22 protein-coding genes are annotated in these 21646 nt (G+C 69.6%); 17 read left to right on the forward strand and 5 right to left on the reverse strand.

Features of this window, described 5'->3' with window-relative positions:
* Positions 1-7 precede the first annotated feature (7 nt).
* The 8 genes from CQ047_RS13315 (at position 8) to CQ047_RS13350 (ending at position 7057) form a co-directional block, all read left to right on the forward strand.
* A complete protein-coding gene (locus CQ047_RS13315; protein ID WP_105676040.1) occupies positions 8-799 on the forward strand; it encodes a class I SAM-dependent methyltransferase in 792 nt (263 codons plus the stop codon).
* A 151-nt stretch (positions 800-950) separates the two neighbouring features.
* Complete coding sequence (locus tag CQ047_RS13320) at positions 951-2138, forward strand: sensor histidine kinase (protein WP_105676042.1); 1188 nt, start codon at positions 951-953, stop codon at positions 2136-2138.
* Positions 2135-2770, forward strand: coding sequence for a response regulator transcription factor (locus CQ047_RS13325; protein WP_105676044.1), 636 nt, complete (start codon positions 2135-2137; stop codon positions 2768-2770). Before CQ047_RS13320 ends, CQ047_RS13325 begins: the two co-directional genes overlap by 4 nt.
* A gap of 54 nt (positions 2771-2824) precedes the next feature.
* Positions 2825-3295, forward strand: a complete 471-nt coding sequence (locus tag CQ047_RS13330; protein WP_105676046.1) for a carboxymuconolactone decarboxylase family protein — start codon at positions 2825-2827, stop codon at positions 3293-3295.
* Between the two features lie 187 nt (positions 3296-3482).
* Positions 3483-4244 carry an ABC transporter ATP-binding protein gene (locus CQ047_RS13335; RefSeq protein WP_105676048.1) on the forward strand — a complete coding sequence of 254 codons (762 nt, stop codon included), beginning with the start codon at positions 3483-3485 and terminating at the stop codon, positions 4242-4244.
* Positions 4241-5698: an FtsX-like permease family protein gene (locus tag CQ047_RS13340; protein ID WP_258132653.1), complete on the forward strand. Its 1458-nt coding sequence runs from the start codon at positions 4241-4243 to the stop codon at positions 5696-5698. Before CQ047_RS13335 ends, CQ047_RS13340 begins: the two co-directional genes overlap by 4 nt.
* Positions 5699-5860: 162 nt before the next feature.
* Positions 5861-6517, forward strand: coding sequence for a 2-phosphosulfolactate phosphatase (locus tag CQ047_RS13345; protein WP_105676050.1), 657 nt, complete (start codon positions 5861-5863; stop codon positions 6515-6517).
* Between the two features lie 120 nt (positions 6518-6637).
* Entirely contained in the window at positions 6638-7057 is a 420-nt protein-coding gene (locus tag CQ047_RS13350; RefSeq protein ID WP_105676052.1) for a DUF3054 domain-containing protein, read from the forward strand.
* A 19-nt stretch (positions 7058-7076) separates the two neighbouring features.
* Here the strand turns inward: CQ047_RS13350 and CQ047_RS13355 are convergent, their stop codons facing one another.
* The 4 genes from CQ047_RS13355 to CQ047_RS13370 form a co-directional block, all read right to left on the reverse strand.
* Positions 7077-7565, reverse strand: a complete 489-nt coding sequence (locus CQ047_RS13355; protein WP_105676054.1) for a SprT-like domain-containing protein — start codon at positions 7563-7565, stop codon at positions 7077-7079.
* Between the two features lie 71 nt (positions 7566-7636).
* Positions 7637-8164: a hypothetical protein gene (locus CQ047_RS13360; protein WP_105676056.1), complete on the reverse strand. Its 528-nt coding sequence runs from the start codon at positions 8162-8164 to the stop codon at positions 7637-7639.
* A 208-nt stretch (positions 8165-8372) separates the two neighbouring features.
* Complete coding sequence (locus tag CQ047_RS13365) at positions 8373-9233, reverse strand: spermidine synthase (protein WP_105676058.1); 861 nt, start codon at positions 9231-9233, stop codon at positions 8373-8375.
* Positions 9234-9292: 59 nt separating this feature from the next.
* Positions 9293-10549, reverse strand: a complete 1257-nt coding sequence (locus CQ047_RS13370; RefSeq protein WP_105676060.1) for an LCP family protein — start codon at positions 10547-10549, stop codon at positions 9293-9295.
* Positions 10550-10692: 143 nt separating this feature from the next.
* On the opposite strand from CQ047_RS13370, the gene CQ047_RS13375 reads away from it, so the two are divergent.
* Genes CQ047_RS13375 through CQ047_RS13395 form a run of 5 tightly spaced genes read left to right on the forward strand, consistent with a single transcriptional unit; the run spans position 10693 to position 16151 of the window.
* Entirely contained in the window at positions 10693-11994 is a 1302-nt protein-coding gene (locus tag CQ047_RS13375; RefSeq protein WP_105676062.1) for a sugar ABC transporter substrate-binding protein, read from the forward strand.
* 14 nt (positions 11995-12008) lie between these two features.
* Entirely contained in the window at positions 12009-12977 is a 969-nt protein-coding gene (locus CQ047_RS13380; RefSeq protein ID WP_105676065.1) for a carbohydrate ABC transporter permease, read from the forward strand.
* A gap of 17 nt (positions 12978-12994) precedes the next feature.
* A complete protein-coding gene (locus CQ047_RS13385) occupies positions 12995-13807 on the forward strand; it encodes a carbohydrate ABC transporter permease (RefSeq protein WP_181155938.1) in 813 nt (270 codons plus the stop codon).
* Positions 13804-15273, forward strand: a complete 1470-nt coding sequence (locus tag CQ047_RS13390) for a glycoside hydrolase family 3 N-terminal domain-containing protein (protein ID WP_105676069.1) — start codon at positions 13804-13806, stop codon at positions 15271-15273. Before CQ047_RS13385 ends, CQ047_RS13390 begins: the two co-directional genes overlap by 4 nt.
* 59 nt (positions 15274-15332) lie before the next feature.
* Complete coding sequence (locus tag CQ047_RS13395; RefSeq protein WP_258132654.1) at positions 15333-16151, forward strand: MurR/RpiR family transcriptional regulator; 819 nt, start codon at positions 15333-15335, stop codon at positions 16149-16151.
* A 13-nt stretch (positions 16152-16164) separates the two neighbouring features.
* Here CQ047_RS13395 and CQ047_RS13400 read toward each other — a convergent pair whose 3' ends face one another.
* Positions 16165-17085 carry a sugar kinase gene (locus tag CQ047_RS13400; protein ID WP_105676073.1) on the reverse strand — a complete coding sequence of 307 codons (921 nt, stop codon included), beginning with the start codon at positions 17083-17085 and terminating at the stop codon, positions 16165-16167.
* Between the two features lie 171 nt (positions 17086-17256).
* On the opposite strand from CQ047_RS13400, the gene CQ047_RS13405 reads away from it, so the two are divergent.
* The 4 genes from CQ047_RS13405 to CQ047_RS13420 form a co-directional block, all read left to right on the forward strand.
* Positions 17257-18930: an ABC transporter substrate-binding protein gene (locus tag CQ047_RS13405; RefSeq protein ID WP_105676075.1), complete on the forward strand. Its 1674-nt coding sequence runs from the start codon at positions 17257-17259 to the stop codon at positions 18928-18930.
* 130 nt (positions 18931-19060) lie between these two features.
* A complete protein-coding gene (locus tag CQ047_RS13410; RefSeq protein WP_105676077.1) occupies positions 19061-20065 on the forward strand; it encodes an ABC transporter permease in 1005 nt (334 codons plus the stop codon).
* Positions 20066-20099: 34 nt separating this feature from the next.
* Complete coding sequence (locus tag CQ047_RS13415; protein WP_105676079.1) at positions 20100-21050, forward strand: ABC transporter permease; 951 nt, start codon at positions 20100-20102, stop codon at positions 21048-21050.
* Positions 21047-21646, forward strand: a 600-nt coding sequence (locus tag CQ047_RS13420; RefSeq protein WP_258132655.1) for an ABC transporter ATP-binding protein, incomplete at its 3' end; no start/stop codon positions are given. The genes CQ047_RS13415 and CQ047_RS13420, both read left to right, overlap by 4 nt.

Below are 21646 nucleotides of genomic sequence, written 5' to 3' on the forward strand. Positions count from 1 at the left end.
CTGGAGCATGGCCACGTACACGCATGGACACCACTCGTCCGTCCTCCGCTCCCACAGCAGCCGCGACATCTCGAACTCCGCCGAGTACCTCCGCCCGCACCTCACCCCGTCGACGCGGCTCCTCGACGTCGGGGCCGGTCCCGGATCGATCACGGTCGACTTCGCCGGACTCGTGGCCCGCGTCACGGCCACCGAGATCGACGAGAACGCCCTGGCGCTGTCGCGCGGGCTCGCGGAGAGCCGGGGCGTCGCGAACATCGACTTCTCGGTCGAGGACGTGCACGCGCTGAGCTTCGCCGACGACAGCTTCGACGTGGTGCACGCGCACCAGGTGCTGCAGCACGTCGGCGACCCGGTGCAGGCGCTGCGGGAGATGCGCAGGGTCACCGTGCCCGGCGGCGTCGTCGCGGCGCGGGACGCCGACTACGCGGGCTTTCACTGGTTCCCGATGCTGCCGGAGCTCGACCGCTGGCTCGACCTGTACCGGCGCGCGGCGCAGGCCAACGGCGGTGAACCGGACGCCGGGCGACGTCTGCTGTCGTGGGCGCGCGCCGCCGGCTTCGTCGACGTCACGGCGACGGCATCCACCTGGTGCTACGCGAACCCCGAGGATCGGGCGTGGTGGGGCGGCATGTGGGCCGACCGCATCCTGGAATCCGCGCTGACCCGTCAACTGCTCGACAGCGGCATGGCGACCGACGCGGAACTGCGCGGCATCAGCGAGGCCTGGCATCGCTGGGCCGACGACGGCGACGGCTGGTTCCTCGTGCCGCACGGGGAGATCATCGCGCGCGCCTGAGGTTCACAACTCCTCAAGAATCGGGCCGGGATGCCGCGACGGCGTCTTCGCAGCGCCCGATCATCGGATTCTTGAGGAGTTGTGAACGCGGCGGATCGGATACATCCGCAGACGGATGCGGCGTCCTGACGCGGCCCCGTACCGTAGGAGGGTGTTCCGCCCCGTCTCCCGAGCCTGGCTCGTCGTCGACATCATCGGCGCCGTCTTCGGCTTCGTCGTCACCACCCCGCTGACGTTCATCGCCGGCTCCAGCTGGCTCAGCGCGTGGATCGGCGCCGAGCCGGTGGCCGTCGTGATGTACGTCATCGTCGGCCTCATCCTGTGGGGAGCCGCGGCGATCAGCCGCCTGTCTCCCACCCTCGCGATCGGCATCGCCTGGTTCGGCGCCGTCGTGCAGATGGCGGCAGGGCTGCCTCCGAGCGCCTACGACGCGGGCATCCTCGTGGTGCTCTTCGCGACAGCCGCGTGGGGCACGCGGCGGATCCTCTGGATCGGCGGCGTCTCGGCGCTGGGCGGCGGGATTATCGGCGGCCTGTACTTCGCGGTCATCTGGTCGGGAGAGCTGCTGACGGATGCCGCGAGCACTATGCGCGCGGCGCTGATCGGCTCGCTGATGGCCTCCGTCTTCGTGCTCGCGATGGTGATGTCCTGGGGCACCGGGCTCCTCTGGCGCGTGGTGCTGAACGGACGGGAGACGCAGGTCGCCCGTGCCCAGGCCGAACTGCTGGCGGCCGAGGAGCAGGAGCGCGTGCGGATCGCGCGCGACATGCACGACATCGTGGCGCACTCGCTGGCCGTCGTGATCGCGCAGGCCGACGGCGCGCGGTATGCGGCGGCGGTCAAACCCGAGATGGCGACCGAGGCGCTGAGCACGATCGCGCAGACGGCTCGCGGGGCGCTGTCGGACGTGCGGCTGCTCCTCACCCAGCTGCGGCATCGGCAGGGAGACGGCCCTCAGCCGACCCTCGCCGACCTCGAGACGCTCTTCGCGCAGGTGCGTCAGGCGGGCGTCGAACCGCGCATCACCGTCGATCCGATGCCGCCGGGGGAGCCGCCGGGGGCGATCCAGCTCGCCGTCTACCGGATCCTGCAGGAGGCGCTCACGAACGCCATCCGACACGGCGACGGCGCGGTCGACGTGCGGCTCGCGTGGCTCCCCGACCGCGTCGACGTCGTCGTCGCCAACGCCTTCGAGAAGGAGACCGCGTCGCTCGGGGGCGGCCACGGCGTCATCGGCATGCGTGAGCGCGCCCAGCTCGTGGGCGGTAGCCTTCAGGCGGGGCAGGAGGGCGAACGGTTCGTCGTGCGCGCCTCGCTTCCCATCGGAGGAGCCGCATGATCAGGGTCGTACTCGTCGATGACCAGGCGCTGTTCCGCGCCGGCATCCGCATGCTCGTCGCGTCGCAGCCCGACCTCGACGTCGTGGGCGAGGCGGGCGACGGGCGAGAGGCGATCGACGTCGTCCGGGCCACGCGCCCCGACGTCGTGCTGATGGACATCCGGATGCCGGTCATGGACGGCCTCACGGCCACCGCCGAGATCCTCACCCAGCCCGACGCCCCTCGCATCGTGATGCTGACGACCTTCGACCTCGACGAGGCGGCGGCCAGAGCCATCCGTCAGGGGGCCAGCGGGTTCCTCCTGAAGGACGCCGACCCCGAGTTCCTGCTCGCGGCGATCCGCACCGTGCACGGAGGGTCGAGCGTGATCGCGGCATCCGCCACCCGTGATCTCTTCGCGCACTTCGCCGAGGCTCCCAAGCCCGTCCCCGCGCAGTACGCCGACCTCACCGACCGGGAGAGGGAGATCTTCGCGCTCGCGGCGAGGGGCCTCTCGAACTCCGAGATCGCCGCGCGCGAGTACCTCAGCGAGGCGACCGTGAAGACGCACATCAGCCGGATCCTCACCAAGCTCTCCCTGCGCGACCGGGTGCAGCTCGTCGTGTTCGCGTTCGAGCACGGGCTCACCTGACCCGATCCGCGGTCCTGGGCGCCGGATGTCGGCGGACGGGAGGATGCTGTCGTCATGACAGAACCTCTCGTCCCGATCTCCGTCCGCCTCGACATCGACACCGTCGCCCCGCATTTCTCCCGGGCGCTCGCCCATCTCGACAACGCGATGGTCCGCGAGCTCGACGCGGTGGGCTTCGAGAGCCGCCTGCGCGAGCTGGTGCGTCTCAGAGCCTCCCAGCTGAACGGCTGCAGTTACTGCGTCGAGCTGCACTCCGGCGATGCCCTCACGGCGGGCGACACCCCGCAGCGGATCAACGCGGTCGCGGTGTGGCGCGAGTCCCCGCTGTTCACCGCCCGCGATCGCGCCGCCCTCGCGCTGACCGAGAGCATCACGAGGACGTCGGAGACGCACGTCCCCGACGCCGACTGGGATGCGGCCGCCGCCGTCTTCTCGACCGAGGAGCTGGGGGCGCTCGTGGCGCTCATCGTCACGATCAACGCCTGGAACGCGGTCGGTGTGTCGACGCACGCCTGGGTGGGGTGACGGCCACAGACGTCTGTGCGGGGTGAAGGCCACAGACGCCTGTGTGGGATGAAGGCCGCAGAAGCCTGTGTGGGGTGAAGGCCACGGACGCTTGTTTCGGGGTGACGGCGAAGTCATCCTCCAGATGTACGCGGATGCGCCGCACGGGCGACGCGCCCGCTGATGCCGCCGAAATAGCGTCGAAGGCATGGAGATCACGACCACAGACCTGGGGCTCGCCGCCCGCGTCCAGCACCTGAAGAAGACCTACGGCGCCGTCGAGGGCACCGTGCGCGCCCTCGACGATGTGAGCGTCGGCATCCGTCGCGGTCAGTTCACCGCGATCATGGGCCCATCGGGCTCCGGCAAGTCCACGCTCATGCACATCATGGCCGGACTCGACACCCCCACCGAGGGGCGTGCCTGGATCGGAGACACCGAGATCACCGGACTCGGAGACCTCGACCTCACGATCCTGCGCCGACGCCGTGTCGGCTTCATCTTCCAGGCGTTCAACCTCGTGCCCACGCTCACGGCGCTCGGCAACATCATGCTGCCCTTCGAGCTCGACGGGCGTCGTCCGAGCGCGATCGAGAAGGCTCGCATCGACGGCCTCATCGACACCCTCGGACTCGGCGCGCGCCTGGACCACCGCCCGCACCAGCTCTCGGGCGGCCAGCAGCAGCGCGTCGCGATCGCCCGCGCCCTCGCCACGGCCCCCGACCTCGTCTTCGCCGACGAGCCGACGGGCAACCTCGACTCCAAGACCGGTCGTGAGGTGCTCCAGCTGCTCGCCACCGCCAGCCGCGAGCACGGCCAGTCCATCGCGATGGTCACGCACGACGCGATCGCCGCAAGCCATGCCGACCGCGTGCTCTTCCTCGGCGACGGCCGCATCGTCGCCGATCACCCGCGGCAGACCGCCGAGGAGATCTCGGCGTACATGCTCGCCGCCGAGGTGGCGGCGTGAGCGCGGTCGCGACGGTCGTTCCTCAGACATCGGCGACCGGTCCTCGGCTGGCCTGGCTCAGTGACAGGGGCATGGGCGCCAGCATCCTCGTGGCGACGCTGTCGGCCGCGTTCGGCGTGCTCCTGGTGGAGACGACGGTGTTCATCGGCGCGGTGCTGCAGGCCGACCCCTTCATCGGAGACAGCGAGACGCTCGCCATCGTCGTCGGCATCCTGTCGGTGCTGCTGACGGGCGTCGCGATGTACGTCGCCGCGATCGTCACCGCCAACACGTTCTCCACGATCATCGCGGGGCGCACCAGGCAGATCGCCCTCATGCGCCTGATCGGGGCCACGGCGCGCTCGCAGCGCGGTGAGGTGGGACGTCAGGGGCTGATCGTCGGCATCATCGGCGCCGCGCTCGGACTGCTCGTCGGGCTGCTCGCCTCCGTCGCCGGCGTGCAGATCGCCTCTGGGCTGCTCGCCAACCCTCCCGTCGGCTTCTCGCTCGCGCAGCCGTTCATCGTGCTGCCCGCCGTCGGCGTCGCGCTCACGACCTGGGCTGCGGCCTGGGCGGGATCCCGCCGTGTGCTGGCGGTGACCCCGCTGCAGGCGATCGGCGGCTCCGTCGAGCGCACGCACGACGAGGTCTCCCGCCCCGGCCGTCACATCGGCGCGTGGGTGCTTCTGGCCATCGGCGCGGCCCTCCTCGCCGGCGGCGTGCTGGTCGGACTCGCGAGCCCGCTCGGCGTCGTCGTCGCGTTCTTCGGCGGTCTGCTGTCGTTCACCGGGCTCGCCCTGGGCTCGGTGCTCTTCATGCCTCCGGTGCTCCGCCTCGTCGGCCGTCTCTTCGGGCGCAGTGCGACGGCGCGCCTCGCCGCCGAGAACGCCCTCCGGTACCCGGAGCGCTCCTCGCGCATGGCCATCGGCGTCGTGATGGGCGTGACGCTCGTGACGATGTTCGCCGTCGCGCTCGAGTCGGTGAAGCAGATGATGATCAACCAGGTGGAGGGCGAGGTGCCCGCGGAGTTCTTCGCGCCCTTCGACGCCTTCGCCTCGGTCATGATGGTGCTCGTCGCGGTCTCCGCGGTGATCGCCGCCGTCGGACTCGTGAACCTGCTCACGATCGGCGTGGTGCAGCGCCGTCGGGAGCTTGGGCTGCTCCGTTCGATCGGGCTGTCCAACGGTCAGGTGCGCCGCATGGTGCTGCTGGAGGCGACGCACATCACCGTCGCGGCGACGCTGACCGGACTCGTGCTGGGCGTCGTGTACGGCTGGATCGCCGCGCAGTCGCTGCTGGGGTCGGTCCCCACGCTGCCTGACTTCGTGCCGGCGGGTCTCGTGCCTCCGCACGTCCCGTGGCTGCCGATCGTGATCATCGTCGCCGCGACCGCGGTGCTGACGCTCGTCGCGGCGGCCACCCCCACGCGTCTCGCGACCCGCGTCGCTCCGGTCGAGGCGCTGGCCGCCGACTGAACGTCTCCGGAACCGATGCGGGAGCCGATCTCGCGTGCGGGGCCCCGGTGACGGAGACGGACGCCTCTGCGGTGCGGAGGCGTCCGTTTCGGGCACTCCGTGGCGGCGGGCCTGGCTTCCTGGGGCGGCGGGCCCGCTCTCCGGGACGCATAGGCTGGACGGATGGCTTCGCCGTTCGATCAGTCCACCTATCAGGTCCGCCACGAGTGGGGTGTCGCCGGGCTCGCGCGCCTGGCGGCGGCCGACATCGTCGTGGTGGTCGACGTGCTGCGGTTCTCCTCGACGCTCCCGGACGCCGTGGCGTCGGGGACCGCCGTCGCGCTCGCAGACGCCGTCGAGTGGTCGAGCAACGGCGCCGCCGTGGCCGCATCGGCGGGCGACGCTCTCGTCCTGGTGGGCGGGCTGCGCAACGCCGCGGCGGTGGCGAGAGCCGTGCAGACCGTGCAGGAGCGACGACAGGCGCGCACCTCGGTCGCCGTGATCGCGGCGGGCGAGAAGGCGGATGACGGGTCGCTGCGCTTCGCGGTGGAGGATCAGCTCGGGGCGGGTGCGGTGATCGCCGCGCTCACCGACCTCGGCATCGATCACACCGCGCCGGATGCGGCGGTCGCCGCCGAGGGTTTCCGCGCCCTGCGGCGGGCTCTGGGCCACCTGCTCAGCGCCAGCGGCTCCGCCCGAGAGCTGGAGATCGGCGTGGCCTCCACCGCGCGGATGGCGGAGTCCGGCATCCGCCCCGCGTCCGTCGCCGAGGCGGCTGCCCTGGACTCGAGCGATGTCGTCCCTGTTCTTCGCGAGGGCCTGTTCGTCCGGTTCGAGTAGGCCGCGGCATCCGCCCCGCCGCGACGTAGGGTGGCGGCGCACGGCGCGACCATCCGTCGCAGTCCTCAACAGGCCGTGCGTCCGGCGAGGAATCCGCCGCCGCGGACGTAGGGTCGTGGCATGAGGTACCTCCCCGCCTTCCTCGTCGACGCCGTGCTCGTTCTGATCTTCGCCGTGATCGGACGTGCGTCCCACGGCGAGAGTCCGATCGGCTTCCTCCTCACGGCTTGGCCGTTCCTCGTCGCCCTCGTCGTCGGACATGCCCTCGCCGCCCTGATGGGCAGCGGACCGCGCAAGCCGTGGTCGATCCTGTGGGGCGCCGTCGTCTGGGTCGTGACCGTGGCCGGCGGGATGCTGTTGCGCGTGGTCTCGGGCGACACGGCGCAGGTGCCGTTCATCATCGTCGCCACGATCGTGCTCGGTGTCTTCCTGGTCGGATGGCGGGCGCTCGCCGCCCTGCTGCGTCGCAGGCGGGGCGTGCAGGAGAGCACGACGGATGCTGCGGCATCCGATGCTCCCGAGGAGCCGACGTCGGTCTGAGCCCGCGGGCCGCCGTCGGTCAGCGTGCGGACTGTGCCGCCAGCCGCACGTCGGCGGTGATCTCGCGTCGCGTCCAGGTGAACTGATGCCGGGCGTCGAAGGACCGCGAGCAGCGGGCGCACGAGGTCGCACGCGTCGGACGGCGGTGTCGATAGGTCACGTGCCCTGCGGGGCAGGTGCCGACCCAGGGGGCGAGCTCCACCGCCGTCTCGCCGTGATGCGTGGTGCCGCCGACGTAGCCCAGATCGCGCGCGACGCGCTTCCACGTCGGGCCGTGCGCCGCTCGATGCCCGGCGAGCGCGTGGGCCACCTCGTGCAGCAGCACCTGATGGATCTCATCGTCGTCGAATCGCGCGGCGAGATAGCGCGACACGGTGATCCGCTTGTTCGTGTAATCGCACTGTCCTGCACGGCGCTTCGCATTGTCGAAGCCGAACGACCAGCTGTCATCGAGATGCAGCGTGATCAGTGCTTCGCCCCAGACGCGCACACGGTCGAGTTCCGCCATGCGCCCAGGCTAAGCCATGACGGGGACGTTGAGGTCGGCTCGACGCACCGCGTCAGGGGGAATGGGCGGATTCAGCCCGCCACGAGCTGCGTCGAGCGACGACGCTCCGCCGCGTCGATGGCGAGCAGCGCCGTCTCCAGCTCGCGGTCCTCGGCGCCGGCCTCGCGGCGCAGGAAGAGCGACCTCTTGAAGCTCTCGCGCGCAGTCTCGTAGTCCTCGGCCTCGTACGCGTTCTTGCCGTGGTGCTGGTGGGCGAAGGCGGCGATCGACAGCCACCGCTGTCCTTCGGCCTCGTCGGCGCAGGTGGCGAGCTCCTGTTCGGCCGCCGCGTGGGCGCCGCGGAACTGCAGGACGGTCGCATGCAGCACGCGGGCGCGCAGAACGTCCTTGCGGGTGCCGGCCATGCGGGCCTGGCGCACGGCCTCGTCCGCCAGCGCGAGCGCATCGTCGAGGCGTCCGAGCACCTTCAGCAGCCACACGCGCTCCAGCAGAGCCGGAAGGCTGCGCTGATACTCGATCTCGGCGAGCCTCGTCTCGCACTCATCGAGATCGACCAGCTCGCGGAGGGTGTCCTGGTCGTATCCCCGGATGAAACTCATTGCTCTCCTTCCGCAGCGTCCCGCGTTCCAGTCTGCATCGCCTCGCCGTGGTCGCGGGGGCGGCGCGCCCCGCTCCTCGGCATCCGATTCCGCAGGTCGTGCTCCGCCCGGGCTGAGGAGCCGAGAATCGTCGGATGCAGAGCCCTCGAAGGGACATGGTGTGACCCCTCAGCCCGGCAGAGCGGCGCGCGCGAGCGAAGGCGGCGGGTCAGCGCAGGAAGAGGGAGGCGTCGGGGCGAGGGGATGCCACGGCATCCGCGTCCGTCACCACTCGCGCACCCTGGATGAACGAGGCGACCTCCGCACCCTGGGCGATCTTCGCGGGATGCGGACCCGCCGCGAGCATCCTCGGCAGCCACTCGGTGGGCAGCGGGGTGGCGGATGCCGCGATCACGAGGTTGCCGAAGCGGCGGCCCTTGAGCACCTGGGTGTCGGCGAGGATGCCGATCTCTGGGAGCACCTCCGCGACCGTCGCGGCCTGGCGTCGGGCGAAAGCGAGCCCTGGGCCGTCGGCCACATTCACGAGCAGCACGCCGGATGGCGCCAGCAGCTCGCGCAGCTCCCGGTAGAACTCGACGCTCGTGAGGTGCGCGGGAGTCTGCGCTCCGGAGTAGACGTCGGAGACGACGAGGTCGCAGGCGCCCGTGAGCGCCGGTGGCAGCTTCTGCACGCCCGCCCTCGCGTCGCCGATGCGCACGCGGATCGCCGCGCCCCGGGGCAGCGGCAGGTGTTCGCGCACGAGTGCCGCGAGCGGACCCTCGAGCTCGATGACCTGCTGACGGGATCCGGGCCGCGTGGCCTCGACGTAGCGAGGGATCGTCATGGCGCCCGCACCCAGGTGCACGGCCGTCAGCGGGCCAGGGGGCAGCTGGTCGATCACGGCGCCCATGCGCACGATGTACTCGAAGTGCAGATGCGTCGGGTCGTCGAGATCGACGTGCGACTGCGGGGTGTCGTCGACGATCAGCTCGAACCCGCTCGTGAACTCCGAGGGCACGATGCGGGCGAGGCCTCCCTGGTCGAGTCGGGCCTGCGGATGCTCGGTGTCTCGTGCGCGCGTCCTGCCCATGCTCCGAGACTACGCCGTCGTGCTCCGAGACTACGCGGTCGTGCTCCGAGCCCTTGCGGTCACTTCGACTGCCTGCCGTTGGAGCAGGTCTCCTGATCCACGGACTGTCCGGAGATCTCCGGGGGCAGCGTCGTGCGCACCTCGGGAGTCTCGGTGGGCGTCGCGGTCTCGACCGGAGGCGCGGTGGGCGCCGGGGTGACCAGCTCGACGCCGGAGTTCGTCGCCACGTCGCCGGAGAGGGCGATCGGCTGACCCGCGATCAGCGCCTGCCAGAGATGCTCGGCGGCGGCTTCGTCGGGGACGACCTTGTCGCTGTCCGCCGGGTCTGCTCCGTTGGGGAACTGCACGAACACGAAGTCCGAGAACGGCACGTCCTTCAGGGCGAGGCCGAGCTGCGTCAGCGTGAGCGCGTTGTTGAGCGATTCGCTGGGGACGATGTTGTCGGCGACGGTGGTCGCCAGGCGCAGCACCTTCGCCGGATCGGTGAGCGTCTCGGCGCTGAGGATCTTCTTCGCCAGACGCGACATGTACTGCTGCTGGTTCGAGATGCGGGCGAGGTCGCTCTCGTCGCCGACGCCGTGCCTGGTGCGGATGAACGCGAGAGCGTCCGGGCCCGACACCGTGTGGGTGCCCGGCGGCAGGTTGATGCCGGCCTGCGAATCGCGGATGCCCTTGCCCGCGACGCAGACCTCGACGCCGCCGATCGCGTCGGTGATCTCGATCACGCCGTCGAAGCTGATCTTGGCGGCGAACCCGATGGGGATGCCGCTGAGCTCGGAGACGGTCTTCACGATGCAGGAGACGCCGGCGCGGTCGAACAGGCTGTTGAAGGCGACCCTGGGGGAGGAGGGCGCAGTGGAGCCGTCTTCTCTCGTGCACGACGGCACCTTGACCATGAGGTCGCGCGGGAAGGATACGACCGTGACGTTCCGCGGCTCGGCGGAGACGTGCACGAGGAGGTTCACGTCGTTGCGGATGCCGTCGTCGACCTTCTCGCAGCGCTCGGCGAGGTACTGCTTCGAGATCTCCCCGCATTCGTCCGTGCCGACGACGAGGATGTCGAACGACTTGTCCGCCGGATAGGGGCCGAGAGCGGGTGGCGCGACCGTGGGTGCGCCCTCGAGGACGACGGCGCCATCGCCGATGCGGTTCGCGAAGTCGGCGACGAGGTATCCGGCCACGGCGATCGCCGACACGAGCACGACGCTCAGGGCGATGCCCGTCAGCTTGAGGCCAACGGAGAGGCGGGAGGGGGAGGGCAGATGTGCGTGACGTGCGACGGTCGAGCGATCGGTGCTGTCGTGGGGACGGCGCATGGGCAGAGCCTACCTTTGGAAATTTGTGTCACAACGAGATGACGATCTTGAGAATTAGTTGCAGCGAATTAGTTAGTCGTAGATACTTATCTCAGTTGGTGAGCACCCGATGCCGCCAGGACGTTTCAAAGAGGAGATCCCTGATGCACAAGCGCATTCTCTCGGCTGTGGCGCTGGGCGCCGTGGCCACCCTGGGCCTTGCAGCCTGCTCGAGCGGTGGAGGAACCGGCTCCAGTGATGGCGGATCCGTCGACGGAAAGGGCAAGGAGCTCACCGTCTGGATCATGAAGGGCACCAACCCCGACTCGACCGCCTTCTACGACGCCGTCTCCAAGGAGTTCAAGAAGGAGACCGGCGCGACGGTCAAGATCGAAGAGGTGCAGTGGGCGGATGCGCACGACCGCTTCGTGACCTCGATCGCGGGACAGACGACCCCCGACATCGCCGAGACCGGCACCACCTGGACCGCCGAGTTCGCCGACGCCGGCGCACTGCTGCCCATCGACGACTACGTCGCCGCCGAGAAGGGCCTCGACAAGGACCTCGTCGAGGGCCTCAAGGTCGCGGGCACCTACGACGGCGAGCTCTACGGCATGCCGTGGTACGCCGGCGTCCGCTCGCTCGTGTACCGCACCGACGTCTTCGAGGAGCTCGGTCTCGACGCTCCGAAGAACTGGGACGACATCGTCGCCGCCGGCGAGGCCATCAAGGCCGCCAAGCCCGACATGCTGCCCTTCCCGGTTCCGGGTGACGCCGAGTTCCAGGTCTACCCCTGGGTCTGGGGCGCGGGCGGAGAGGTCGCGACCCTCGACGGCAAGACGTGGACCAGCGAGCTCGACAGCAAGAAGTCCCAGGAGGGCATCGAGTTCTACACCGACCTCGCGACGAAGCACGGCTTCTCGTCGGCCGGCGCCACGACCTGGAAGGAGACGGACCTCCGCGACGCCTTCACCCAGGGCAACGTCGCCATGATGCTCTCGGGCTCGTGGACCCCCAAGGCCCTCATCGAGGCCAACCCCGAGCTCGACGGCAAGATCGGCGCCGCGGTCATCCCTGGCAAGGACGGCGGCATCGCCCCCTCCGTGCTGGGCGGCTCGCACCTGTCGATCTTCAACACGACCAAGAACGCCGACCTCGCCTGGAAGTTCGTCCAGCTCATGACCACCGGCAAGTTCGCCGAGCAGTGGTCGCAGGAGACCGGCTACTTCCCCGGCGTGCAGTCGGCGATGGAAGAGGCCCTCGCCTCGACCGACCCGCTGGTCGCCCCGTTCGCGCAGCAGATGGTCGAGGGCGGCGCCTCCGTGCCCGTCACCCCGAACTTCGGCGCCGTGCAGGCGAAGAAGACCACCAACTCGATGATCCAGGCCATCCTCAGCGGGCAGAAGGACGTCGCCACGGCGACGAAGGATGCCGCCGCTGAGATGACCGAGCTCCTCAACCAGTAGGAAAGTCTCCCTCCATGTCGATGGTGCAAGCACCGCTGCCGGCCACGAAGGCGGAGTCCTCCTCCGCCTCCGTGGCCGGCAGGCCGCGCGGGTTCTCCCTGGTGAAGGCCCGCCCGTGGCTTCTTCTCGCTCCCGGCCTGATCATCCTCGCGGTGCTCATGCTGTGGCCCCTCGTGCAGGTGTTCCTCTTCTCGCTGCAGGACTACGGTCTGCGCGAGATCAACACCGGCGAGCAGAACTGGATCGGCATCGAGAACTACGCGAAGGCGCTCAGCGACCCGCAGCTGTGGACCGTCGTGCTGCCGAACACGGTCGGCTTCGCCGCCGTCGCGGTGTTCGTCACCGTCGCCGTCGGCACGCTCGTCGCCCTGCTGCTCGCGAAGCTCGGCCCGGTGTGGCGCACCATCGTCTCCAGCTGCATCATGGTCGCCTGGGCGATGCCCGCGGTGACCGGCACCTACGTCTGGACCTTCATCTTCGATGCCGACCGCGGCATCTTCAACGCAGTCCTGCAGGACCTCGGGCTGATCGACGAGCCCGTCAACTGGTTCACGAACCAGTGGTCGTTCTACGCGATCGTCCTCCTCAACGTCGTGCACCACGGCTTCCCGTTCGTCGCGATCACGGTGCTGGCCGGACTCCTCGGCGTCTCGAAGGAGATGCTCGAGGCTGCCGCCCTCGACGGTGCGAACGCCTGGCGCCGGTTCTGGCAGATCGTCTTCCCGACGCTCAAGCCCGTGTTCTCGGTCGTCATCATCCTGTCGACGATCTGGGACTTCAAGGTCTTCGCTCAGGTGTATCTGATGCCCGGCGGAAACGGAGGCAACCGCTCCGTGCTCAACCTCGGCGTGTGGTCGTACGTCGAGTCCTTCGGCCAGAACAAGTACGGGTTCGGCGCCGCCCTCGCTGTGCTGCTGACCCTCGTGCTGATCGGCATCACGATCGTGTACATCCGCTCTCTCATGAAGGAGGACGAGCTGTGAGCTCCCGTCGGTCTGTCATGTCGAGGGTCGGCACCGGCGTCGCGATCGCCGCCGTCCTGATCTTCACCCTGTTCCCGGTGTACTGGATGGTCTCCAGCGCCCTCGACGCCAAGGCGTCCAGCGGCGGGCAGTCGCTGCTGCCGCAGGAGTTCAGCCTCGAGAACTTCGAGTTCGTGCTCACCGACGGCGGCTTCGGCACCTACCTGCGCAACTCGGCGATCGTGGCCCTGGTCACCGTCCTCGTCAGCGCGCTGGTCTGCCTGCTCGCGGCGGTCGCCGTCGCCCGGTTCCGCTTCAAGTTCCGCACCACCATCCTCATGATGATCCTCGTGGTGCAGATGGTGCCGCTCGAGGCGCTCGTCATCCCGCTGTTCCTCCAGGTCAAGAGCCTCGGGCTGCTCAACAGCATCCTGGGTCTGATGGTCGTCTACGTGGCGCTCTCGCTCGCCTTCGGCATCTGGATGCTGCGCGGCTTCGTCGCCGCGGTCCCGGTCGAGCTCGAGGAGGCCGCGTACATCGACGGTGCGAGCTGGTGGCGGATGTTCCGCTCGATCCTGCTGCCGCTGGTCATGCCCGGCCTCGTCGCGACGAGCATCTTCAGCTTCATCACGGCGTGGAACGAGTTCATCTTCGCCATGACGATCCTCGGCAGCGCGACCGACCAGTACACGGTGTCGATCGGACTCAAGTCGTTCTTCGGCCTGCACTCCAACGACTGGGGCAGCATCATGGCCGCGTCGACGATCATCACCATCCCGGTCATGATCTTCTTCGTGATCGTGCAGCGCCGCCTCTCGGCCGGCATGGTGGCGGGAGCGGTGAAGGGATGAGCGACGACCTCACCCGCCTCGCCAACGGCGTGCTCTGGCCGGGCTTCTTCGGCACGACGGCCCCCGCGTGGCTCCTGGAGGAGCTCCGCGATGGTCTCGCCGGCGTCGTCTACTTCGGTCAGAACATCAGCGACGATCTCGCCTCCCTCAGCGAGGAGATCCTCGCCGCCCGACCGGACGCGCTGATCGGCATCGACGAGGAGGGCGGCAGCGTCACCCGCCTCGAGACGGCCACGGGCTCCACCCTCCCGGGGGCGGCTCAGCTCGGACGCCTCGACGACGTCGCGGCGACCGAGGCCACCGGCGCCGAGCTCGCACGACGCGTGCGTGCGATCGGCGGCAACGTCGTCCTCGGACCGGTCGCCGACGTGAACACCGACCCGCGCAACCCCGTGATCGGCGTCCGCTCCTTCGGCAGCGACGAGCAGCTCGTCTCCCGGCACACGGTGGCGGAGGTGCGCGGCATCCAGAACGGAGCGGTCGCGGCCTGCGTCAAGCACTTCCCCGGTCATGGGGACACCCACCTCGACTCGCATCATTCGCTTCCCGAGATCGCCCTGCCGGTCGAGGAGTTCGAGCGCGTGCACCTCGAGCCGTTCCGCGCCGCAATCGCCGCCGGCGTCGACACGATCATGACCGCGCACATCGTCGTCCCCGCATGGGGCGAGCGGCCGGCGACCCTGAATCCGCGGGTCCTGGGGATGCTGCGCGACATGGGCTTCGAGGGCGTGATCATCACCGATGCGCTCGACATGGCCGCGATCCGCGAGACCGTCGGCATCGGCGGGGGAGCAGCCGAGGCGCTGGCCGCCGGAGCCGACCTGCTGTGCATCGGAAACCCGACCAACCCGGGCGAGGCCGCGCTTCCCGACCAGGATCTCCGCGACTTCCTCGCGGCGCGCGACGGCATCGTCGCCGCTCTCCGCGACGGCTCGCTGTCGGAGGAGCGGGTCCGTGAGGCCGCGGGTCGCGTCGCCGCGCTCGCCGCGAGACTGCGGGAGGCGGATGCCGTACAGGTCGCCGACTTCGACGCGGCCGAGGTGGTCCGCAGGGCCGTCGCCGACGCGGGCGTCGCACCGGCATCCGCTCTCTCCGTCGTCGATGCGCGCCGCCGCTCGTCGCTCGCCGTCGACAGCGCTGCGGGCTATGTCGCCGCAGCGCTGGCCGGCGACGGCCACCGGGTGCGGCTCGACGTGGCGAGCACCGGCGTCGAGGAGCAGGATGCCGCGCTGGACGCGGCGGTCGCCGCCGAGGGCACCACGGTGATCCTCGTCGACCGCCCCGACGCCGATCCGGCGCAGCGGGCCCTCGTGGAGCGCGCAGCGCAGCGCGATACGGCCGCCGTCGCCGTCAACGTCGGACTGGCCGCCGAGCGCCCGCTGGCACTGCCCACCGTCGAGGTGGGAGCCGCGAGTCGCATCGGGGCTCTGATCGCCAGGGAGACGCTGCTCGGCCGCGTAGGCTGAGCGCGGAGGCCACCGTGGACGCTGACGTTCTCGCACTGGTTCGGCGATCCCTTCCTCGGTTGAGCGCCGCCGAAGCGAGGGTCGCCGACACGATCCTGGGCGACCCGACGCTCGTCGTCGACCTCGCGATCAACGACCTCGCGAAGCTGTGCCGCACCTCGGTCTCCACGGTCGCCCGCTTCGCGCAGTCGCTGGGCTTCAGCGGCTATCGCGAGCTGCGGGTCGCCGCCGCGCGCACGATCACCCTCGCGCAGGCCCAGCAGGCGCGCTTCGGCCTCGACACGACGGCGATCGACCCGGAGGACGGGCCCACGGCGATCGGCGCGAAGATCGCCGCGCAGGAGATCGACGCGATCGAGAAGACGGCGCTGGGCGTCGATGCCGAGGCGCTCGACAGGGTCGCGCGCGCGGTCGTGGCGGCTCGCCACATCGACGTCTACGGGCAGGCGGCCTCGTCGCTCACCGCGCAGGATCTGCAGCAGAAGCTCGCGCGGATCGGCTGCTCGGTGGCGCACTCCGCCGATCCGCATCTGGCACTCACCACGGCGTCGCTTCGCACATCCGACGACGTCGCGATCGCGTTCTCGCACGGCGGGGAGACCGCTGAGGTGGTGCGCGCGGTGGAGGTCGCCAGGGATGCCGGCGCGCTCACGGTCGCCGTCACGAGCGTCGAGGAGTCGACGCTCGCCCTCGCCGCCGACGTGGTGCTGCTCACCCACGCGCAGGAGTCGCCCTTCCGGATGGCGGCGATGTCCAGCCGCATCGCACAGCTCGTGCTCGTCGACATCCTGTTCGTCAGGGTCGTGCAGCATCGCGGACTGCCCGTCGTGATCCCGCTCCAGCTGACGCACGACGCCGCGACCCGCCGAGGGCGCTGAGGCGGCCGCGTCCTCAGTCGACGTGGTCGCGCGTGCTCGCCAGGGCGCGCGTGGCGATGCGGTGCGCGCGGGAGAGACTGCCGCTGAGTGACAGGCCCGTGAGGATGCCGGCCAGGAAACCGGCCGCGAAGGCGTCGCCGGCGCCGATCGTCTCCACGACGGCGACGTCGAGGGCGTCGCTGTGCGTGCGCTCCGATCCGTCGAAGGCCTCGGCTCCGCGGGAGTGCGTCGCCAGCAGATATCGGGGTTCGGGGAACAGCTCGCGGAGGCGGTCAGGGTCGGAGGTGCCGAACACGGCCTCCGCATCCGGCCGGGTGCAGAACAGCACGTCGGAACGTCGCGCGTAGGCGGCGATCAGGGCCTTTCCCTCGTCTTCCCGCCCGCGCCACAGCGCAGGGCGCCAGTTCACGTCGAAGCTCACCAGACGCTCGCCCCGTGGGGCGTCGAACAGTGCGTCCTGCGCGGCACGGGCGCTCGCCGAGAGGGCGGGCGTGATGCCCGAGGTGTGTACGAGCGCGGCCTGATCGAGCAGAGCGGATGCTGCCGGAGACGCGAGGGTGCCGGGGGAGAGGGCGGATGCCGCAGAGCCCTTCCGGTAGTAGTGCATGGTGCCGTCGATCGAGCCGTCGGGCAGCGGGGACAGCTCCTTCACGTAGAGACCGGTCGGGGCGTCGGGATCGACCTCGACCGCCGAGTCGTCGACGCCGTGGTCGCGCAGCTCGCTGCGCAGGAAGCGACCGAAGCCGTCGTCTCCGACGCGCGACACGACGGCGGTGCGGATGCCCGCCGAGGCGAGGGCGATCGCGGTGTTCCACTCGGCGCCGGCGAGTGATCTGCGGAAGGTTTTGCAGTCCTCGAGCGGGGCCGCCGCGACCGGTACGAGCGAGATCAGACCCTCGCCGACGCAGACGGCGAGGGGAGAGGTGTCGGGCACGTCTCCGACGCTACCGGATCGCCCCGGCACCCGTGAGTCCGATACCGGATCGCAACCTGCAAGCATTTGGCATCTATGGATTCGCTGGGTAGCGTCGAGGGATCACCGTGTCCGGGGGCGAAGAGGCTCCCGGGTCGCGCAACGAAGCGCCCCAACAGGGAAGGTCACACCATGCACCACACAGTCACACGACGGCGGGGTCTCATCGCCGTCACCGGAGCCGCTCTCGCCGCTCTCGTCCTGGCGGGTTGTGTCGCCAGCGAGCGCGGAGACAAGGGCGACACCGCCTCCGGCGACGTCGACGGCACGTTCGTCTTCGCCGCCTCCTCCGACCCGGCGAGCCTCGACCCCGCCTTCGCCCAGGACGGCGAGAGCTTCCGCGTCTCGCGTCAGATCTTCGAGGGTCTCGTCGGCACCAAGCCCGGCACCGCAGACCCGGCTCCGCTGCTCGCGGAGTCGTGGGAGTCGTCCGACGACGGCATGTCCCACACGTTCACGCTCAAGAAGGACGTCACCTTCCAGGACGGCACCCCGTTCAACGCCGAGGCCGTCTGCGTCAACTTCGACCGCTGGTACAACTGGACGGGCCTGGCAGCGTCCGAGGCCTTCGGCTACTACTACAACAAGCTGTTCCACGGCTACGCCTCCACCGCGGCTGACGCCGTCTACAAGTCCTGCACGCCCGACGGCGACGACAAGGTCACGATCGAGCTGAACAAGCCGTTCGCCGGCTTCGTCGCCTCGCTGTCCCTGCCTGCGTTCGCGATGCAGAGCCCCTCGGCGCTGAAGGAGTTCGGCGCAGACGAGGTGTCGGGATCCGCCGAGGCCCCCGTGCTCTCCGAGTACGCCATGGGCCACCCCGTGGGCACCGGTCCCTACCAGTTCGAGGAGTGGGCTCCGGGCGAGCAGGTCACGCTCAAGTCGTACGACGGCTACTGGGGTGACAAGGGCCAGATCGACGAGATCATCTTCCGCACGATCGACGACCCGACCGCACGCCGCCAGGCGCTCGAGTCCGGCTCGATCGACGGTTACGACCTCGTCGGCCCCGCTGATACGAAGGCGCTCTCCGACGACGGCTTCACCATGGTCGCCCGTCCGCCGTTCACCATCCTCTACCTGGCGTTCAACCAGGCGGTTCCCGAGCTGCAGAACCCGAAGGTCCGCGAGGCGCTCTCCTACGCGATCGACAAGGATGCGCTGATCAGCCAGGTGCTCCCCGAGGGCACCAAGAAGGCCATCGAGTTCGTCCCCGAGGTCGTCAACGGCTACAACCCCGACGTCACGACCTACGACTTCGACCCCGAGAAGGCGAAGTCGCTGCTCGCCGAGGCCGGCTACACCGAGGCCAACCCCCTCAAGCTGACCTTCAACTACCCGGTCAACGTCTCGCGTCCGTACATGCCGGACCCCGAGCAGATCTTCACGGTGCTGTCCACGCAGCTCAAGGAGGTCGGCGTCGAGACCACCCCGGTGTCCGAGGAATGGGTCGAGTACCTCGACCGCACCACCGGCACGTCCGACCACGGCATCCACCTGCTCGGCTGGACCGGCGACTACAACGACACCGACAACTTCGTCGGCGTCTTCTTCGGACAGAAGAGCTCCGAGTGGGGCTTCGACAACCCCGAGCTGTTCCAGAAGCTGGCGGACGCCCGCGGCGTCTCCAACCTCGAGGAGCAGAGCAAGCTCTACGAGCAGATCAACGAGGATGTCGCGCAGTTCATCCCCGGTGTCCCGCTCGCGCACCCGGCGCCGACCCTGGCGTTCGACCCCCGCGTGAAGAGCTACCCGGCCAGCCCGGTGAACGACGAGGTCTTCACGGACATCGTCCTCACCAAGTAACGGGCTGACGCCGACAACCGGTCGTTGAGCGAGGAGCGAAGCGACGAGACGAAACGCAGCAGCAGAGACCTGCGGAAGCTGCGTTTCGTCTCGCTTCGCTCGCTCAACGACCGGGTGATAGGAGATCTTCGTGCTGCGCACCATCGGCAGGCGACTGCTGTTCCTCATCCCCACCCTGATCGGCCTCAGCATCCTGCTGTTCGCCTGGGTCAGGGCCCTTCCCGGCGGCCCCGCCGTCGCTCTTCTCGGTGAGAAGGCGACACCGGAGGCCATCGCCAGAGTCAACGAGCTGTACGGCTTCAACCGACCGCTCATCGAGCAGTACTTCGTCTGGGTCGGCCGTCTCCTGCAGGGAGACTTCGGCACCTCCATCCAGACGAACCGACCGGTCGTCGAGGAGTTCTTCCGTCGCTTCCCCGCGACCATCGAGCTCAGCGTGATGGCGCTCATCTTCGCGGTGGGCGTCGGCGTCCCGCTCGGCTACTGGGCGGCCCGCCGCCACGGCAAGCTGAGCGACCACGCCTCGGTCGTTCTGAGCCTCGTCGGCATCACCATCCCGGTGTTCTTCCTGGCCTTCATCCTGAAGTACGTCTTCGCGGTGCAGCTGGGCTGGCTCCCCTCGGACGGGCGTCAGAACCCGCGGATCGACGCGACACATCCCACGGGCTTCTACGTGTGGGACGGCCTCATAACGGGGGAGTTCGACGCCGCCTGGGATGCGATCCTGCATCTCGTGCTGCCCGCCCTCGCCCTCGGCACCATCCCGCTCGCGATCATCGTGCGCATCACCAGGGCGAGTGTCCTTGAGGTGCAGAACGCGGACTACGTGCGCACGGGTCGCGCGAAGGGCGTCGGATCCTCGACGCTGCGCAACCGGTTCATCCTGCGCAACGCCATGCTCCCGGTGATCACGACGATCGGCCTGCAGACCGGTCTGCTGATCTCCGGCGCGGTGCTCACCGAGACGGTGTTCGCCTTCCCCGGCATCGGATCGTTCCTCGCGAGGGCGATCTTCACCAGGGACTTCCCCGTCCTCCAGGGGTTCATCATCTTCATCGCGATCGCGTACGCGCTCATCAACCTCGCGGTCGATGTGTCGTACAGCTTCATCGATCCGAGAGTGCGGGTGCAGTGATGGCCCGGCTCAGCATCCGAAATGAGGTGACGTCATGAGCGTCGCACTCCCACCCGCCCAGGGCGGCGAGATCATAGACACCGTCGCGATCGCCCAGGCGGACCTCAAGGACGGACCCGGCGGCTTCTGGCGCGACGTGTTCCGCCGCATCCGCCGCAATCCGACCGCCTGGATCGGCGCCGGCATCGTCCTGCTGTTCCTGCTGGTCGCCGCCCTCGCGCCCATCCTCGCTCCGTACCCGGAGACGGCCCTGCCCGGTGCGAAGTTCATCACGCCGACGCACATCCCCGGACCGGGGGAGCTGGCGCAGTTCCCGCTCGGGCTCGACCGCTTCGGCGGAGACGTGCTCTCCAAGCTCATCTGGGGCGCCCAGGCGTCGCTGCTCGTCGGCGTCATCTCCACCGTGATGGGTCTCGCCGGCGGCATGCTGCTCGGTCTCCTGGCCGGCACGTTCGGCGGGTGGGTCGACACGCTCATCATGCGCTTCGTCGACATCATCCTGTCGGTGCCGAACCTGCTGCTCGCGGTCTCGATCGCCGCGATCCTCGGGCAGACGCCGTTCGCCGTGATGATCGCGATCGGTGCGGCGAACGTGCCGATCTTCGCCCGTCTGCTGCGGGCGTCGATGCTCCAGCAGCGATCGAGCGACTACGTCCTCTCGGCGCAGACGCTCGGACTCGGCCGCGGTCGGATCACCATGTCGCACGTGCTGCCGAACGCGATCGGGCCGGTGATCGTGCAGGGCACCCTGACGCTCGCCACCGCCGTCATCGACGCGGCAGCGCTCTCGTTCCTCGGACTCGGCGGCGGACGCCCCGAGACGGCGGAGTGGGGCCGCATGCTCACCTACGCGCAGGACGAACTGGCGATCGCACCGTGGCTGGCGTTCTTCCCCGGCATCTGCATCGCGATCACCGCGCTCGGCTTCACCCTGTTCGGCGAGGCCCTGCGTGAGGCCATGGACCCGAGGACGAGGGCACGATGAACGATCTGAACCAGAGACAGCCGCTGCTCACCGTCGAGGGACTGGCCGTCGACTTCTCGACCATGGACGGCGTCGTGCACGCCGTCGAGGGCGTCGATCTCGACATCGCGGCGGGTGAGACCGTCGCGATCGTGGGGGAGTCGGGGTCGGGCAAGTCGACGACGGCGATGGCCATCATCGGCCTGCTCGCCGGCGGAGGGCGCATCGCCAGCGGCACGATCCGACTCGACGGCAAGGAGATCGGACACGCACCGGAGCACGAGCTGCGCAAGATCCGCGGACGCGACATCGGCCTGGTGCCTCAGGACCCGATGTCGAACCTGAACCCGGTCGCGAAGATCGGCACGCAGGTGGCCGAGACGCTGCTCGCGCACGGTCTCGCGAACCGGCAGAACGTGCAGGCGAAGGTCGTCGAGGCGCTCACCGCGGCTGGTCTCCCCGACCCGGAGCGGCGGGCGAAGCAGTATCCGCACGAGTTCTCCGGCGGCATGCGGCAGCGCGCGCTGATCGCGATCGGCCTCGCGTGCAAGCCCCGATCTGGTCGAGGATCGTCTGCTGCACCGTCACGTCGAGGGCGCTGGTCGGTTCGTCGGCGA

The sequence above is a fragment of the Microbacterium sp. MYb72 genome (assembly GCF_002979415.1).
Classification (GTDB): domain Bacteria; phylum Actinomycetota; class Actinomycetes; order Actinomycetales; family Microbacteriaceae; genus Microbacterium; species Microbacterium natoriense.